Source organism: Bradyrhizobium acaciae, from assembly GCF_020889785.1.
Lineage (GTDB): Bacteria > Pseudomonadota > Alphaproteobacteria > Rhizobiales > Xanthobacteraceae > Bradyrhizobium > Bradyrhizobium acaciae.
In genome coordinates, this window is the sequence record NZ_JACMYK010000268.1 from 1 (window position 1) to 3,546 (window position 3,546).

Consider the following 3,546-nt stretch of genomic DNA (forward strand, 5'->3'; position numbering starts at 1 on the left):
TCGCGCTTCGCTTGCCCGGGACGACGTGGGGATGGAGGGGCGCACCCCCACCTTGCAATCCGCCTCGAAGAATAGTTCTTGCTATGGCCATGACCGTTGACCTGCCCGCGCTGGAACAGACGGCCGCGCCGCGTGCGGCGTCGGCGCGGTGGTCGCGTGTAGCGCGCCCAGTGCTCGGGCTCGTGGTGCCGTTCGTGCTGGCGCTCGGCTGGGAGCTCGTCGTCTATCTCGGCTATTCCAACGGCCGCCTGGTGCCGCCGCCGTCGAAGGTGTTCGAGACCATCGTGGCGCTCGCCAAAAGCGGCGAGCTGTCGCGCCATATCCTGGCGACGCTGTGGCGGGTCGGCGCCGGCTTTGCGCTCGGTGTCGTCGCCGGCACCATCATGGGCGCGATCTCCGGCTACTGGGACTTTGCCAAGCGGCTGCTTGATCCGACCGTGCAGGCGCTGCGTGCGATCCCCTCGCTCGCCTGGGTGCCGCTGTTCGTGCTCTGGCTCGGCATCTTCGAGACCTCGAAGGTCGCGCTGATCGCGGTCGGCGTGTTCTTTCCGATCTATCTCGGCGTGATGGGCGCGATCCTCTCGGTCGACCGTAAGATCGTCGAGGTCGGCCGTGTGTTCCGCCTGTCCGGACCGGCCATGATCCGCCGCATCCTGTTGCCGGCGGTGCTGCCGGCCTATGTGGTGGCGCTGCGGGTCGGGCTTGGCTTGGGGTGGATGTTCGTGGTCGCGGCTGAATTGATCGGCGCCTCCGAAGGCCTCGGCTATCTCCTGCTCGACGGCCAGCAGCTCGGCAAGCCGGCGCAGATCCTCGCCGCGATCGTGATCTTCGCGATCCTCGGCAAGCTCACCGACTGGCTGATCGAGGTCGCGGCTGCGCCGCTGCTGCGCTGGCAGGATGCGTTCGGCGCGCGGGGAGGGGCCTGATGCTCGCGCTGAAAGACGTCGGCAAGACTTATCCTAACGGTGTCCACGCGCTGGAGCGCTTCTCGGCGGAGATTGCGCCCGGCGAGATCATCGCCATCATCGGCGGTTCCGGTTGCGGCAAGTCCACGCTGTTGCGCGCCATCGCCGGCCTCGATCGCGCGACCACAGGCAGTGTGACGCTCGACAATGCGGTGATTACGTCGCCGCACGCCGAGATCGGCATCATCTTCCAGGAACCGCGGCTGCTGCCCTGGCTCAGCGTCGCCGACAATATCGGCTTCGGTCTCGCCGATCTCCCGGCCGATGCGAGGCGTGAACGCATCGCCGCGGCGCTGGCCCGCGTCGGTCTCGCCGACAAGGCCGCGGCCTGGCCGCGTGAGCTTTCCGGCGGACAGGCGCAGCGGGTCGCGATTGCCCGCGCTTTGGTGCCGCAGCCCGAAGTGCTGCTGCTCGACGAGCCGTTCTCGGCGCTCGATGCCTTCACGCGGCGCGATTTGCAGGATCATCTGCTCGACCTCTGGGCCGACACGCGGCCGACCCTGATCCTGGTCACCCATGACGTCGACGAGGCCGTGGTGCTGGCCGACCGCGTGCTGGTGATGCGGCCGCGGCCGGGGCGGCTGTTCGAGCAGATCACCATCAACCTGGCGCGGCCGCGCGACCGCAAATCGGAGCTGTTCGATACCTTCAAGCGCCGTGTGCTGACCGCGCTCGACCGCTCGCTGGATCGTTCGGTGCGTGACGTCACGGACAAATCCAGCGCCGGCGAGGCGATGTGGTGGTGACATCGGCGCCCTAAGGCCTTACATCCGAAGGCTAAGAAGAACAGCCGGGAGCAGACCCATGGACTCCGCCGAACTCCGCGCAATGCAGGCTCCGATCAAGGAGCGCTACAAGACCGACCCCCAGGCCGCCGTGATCACGCTCAAGGCCAAGGGCTCGATCGACAATGAGAGCATCTCCTGCAAGGTCGAGACCGGCCGCGCGCTCGCGGTCGCCGGCCTGCATCCCGCCACCGGCGGCTCCGGGCTCGAGCTCTGCTCCGGCGACATGCTGCTGGAGGCACTGGTCGCCTGCGCCGGCGTCACGCTGAAATCGGTCGCGACCGCCGTCGAGGTGCCGCTGAAGGTCGGCAACGTGTTCGCCGAGGGCGATCTCGATTTCCGTGGCACGCTTGGCGTCGACAAGGAGGCGCCAGTCGGCTTCCGCGAGATCCGCCTGCGCTTCGACGTCGGCACCGATGCGCCGCAGGACAAGCTCGATCTGTTGCTGAAACTCACCGAGCGCTATTGCGTGGTCTATCAGACCATCAAGAACGGCCCGAAGGTGTCGGTGTCGATGCAGCGGGTCTAAACGGGTTTAATCGGCGTCGTCCCGGCCTGGTGCGCGGTTGCGCACGGAGCCGGGATCCATACGCAGTGTCCCATCGTTGAAATTCTGCTGTTCGACGGCTTTCGTTCCCCACTAGCAGTCGTGGTTATGGGTCCCGGGTCGCGCTCCGCTTGCCCGGGACGACAGAAAAAAAATGTCCCCCGAACTCCACTTCATCCTGCTCCTCGTGCTGCGCATGGCGGTTGCGGCCGCGTTCGTGGTCAGTGCGTCCATCATCACGGAGCGGTCGGGGCCGGTGATCGGCGCGCTGATCGCGACGCTGCCGATCTCGGCCGGACCGTCCTACACCTTCCTCGCGCTCGACCATGACGCCGCCTTCATCGCCGAGGGCGCGCTGTCGAGCCTGCCGGTCAATGCCGCGACGATCTTCATGGGCCTCACCTACGCGGTGCTGGCGCAGCGCTTCAGCATGTGGATCAGTGCGGGCGCCGCGATCGCGTTGTGGCTCGTGCTCGGCACCATCATCCGTCAGTTCGCGTGGACGCTGGCCGGCGGGCTGATCCTCAACGCGATTGCGTTTGCGATCTGCATCCCGCTGCTCAAGCCGTATCGGCATGTCGCGAAAATGCCGCTGATCGCGCGGCGCTGGTACGACATTCCCTTGCGCGCCGCGCTGGTCGCGAGCCTGGTCGGCACCGTCGTCACCGCATCGACCTGGGTCGGCCCGCGCGTCACCGGCGTGATCGCGCTGTTTCCGATCGTGTTCTCCTCGATGATGCTGATCCTGCATCCGCGGATCGGCGGTCCCGCCACCGCGGCCGTGCTCGCCAACAGCGCCTGGGGCCTGCTCGGCTTCGGCCTCGGGATTGCCGTGCTGCATGTCGCGGTCGCGCAATTCGGCTCGGCGATCGGCCTCAGCTGCGCGCTTGCCACCTGCATCGCGTGGAATCTGGTGCTGTGGCAGATCGGGCGAAGGAAGCGGTTAGCGCACAAAGCCTGACGTCCGTCATTGCGAGGAGCGCAGCGACGAAGCAATCCATGGTTCCGCGTATGTTGAGCGATGGATTGCTTCGCTTGGCTCGCAATGACGGATGTTATCCCTTCGGCAGCTTCGCCCTCAACGCATACAGCGCATCCAGCGCCTCGCGCGGCGACATCTCGTCGGGATGCAGGGCCTTCAATGCCTCGACAAGCAACTCCGCCTCGCTCGGCGGCTTGTCCTCGGCGGCGGCGCGAGAGGGGACGGCGAACAGCGGCAGGTCATCGGCGAGCGCGCGGGCGGCTCTGG

Annotated in this window: 5 protein-coding genes; 4 read left to right on the top strand and 1 reads right to left on the bottom strand. The window is 67.0% G+C overall.

What is annotated here, in order from left to right; genetic code table 11:
* Positions 1-89: 89 nt before the first annotated feature.
* The 4 genes from H8A92_RS39945 to H8A92_RS39960 all read left to right on the top strand — a co-directional run bounded on the left by H8A92_RS39945 (position 90) and on the right by H8A92_RS39960 (position 3,258).
* The gene (locus H8A92_RS39945; RefSeq protein WP_229200737.1) at positions 90-926 is read left to right on the top strand and encodes an ABC transporter permease; all 837 of its coding nucleotides are present in this window, start codon (positions 90-92) and stop codon (positions 924-926) included.
* Positions 926-1,711 carry an ABC transporter ATP-binding protein gene (locus tag H8A92_RS39950; protein ID WP_229200733.1) on the top strand — a complete coding sequence of 262 codons (786 nt, stop codon included), beginning with the start codon at positions 926-928 and terminating at the stop codon, positions 1,709-1,711. Before H8A92_RS39945 ends, H8A92_RS39950 begins: the two co-directional genes overlap by 1 nt.
* Positions 1,712-1,769: 58 nt before the next feature.
* Positions 1,770-2,279 carry an OsmC family protein gene (locus tag H8A92_RS39955; RefSeq protein WP_229200734.1) on the top strand — a complete coding sequence of 170 codons (510 nt, stop codon included), beginning with the start codon at positions 1,770-1,772 and terminating at the stop codon, positions 2,277-2,279.
* A gap of 172 nt (positions 2,280-2,451) precedes the next feature.
* Complete coding sequence (locus H8A92_RS39960) at positions 2,452-3,258, top strand: hypothetical protein (RefSeq protein WP_229200735.1); 807 nt, start codon at positions 2,452-2,454, stop codon at positions 3,256-3,258.
* A 94-nt stretch (positions 3,259-3,352) separates the two neighbouring features.
* Here the strand turns inward: H8A92_RS39960 and H8A92_RS39965 are convergent.
* The coding region (locus H8A92_RS39965) for a hypothetical protein (protein WP_229200736.1) at positions 3,353-3,546 on the bottom strand (194 nt) is incomplete at its 5' end.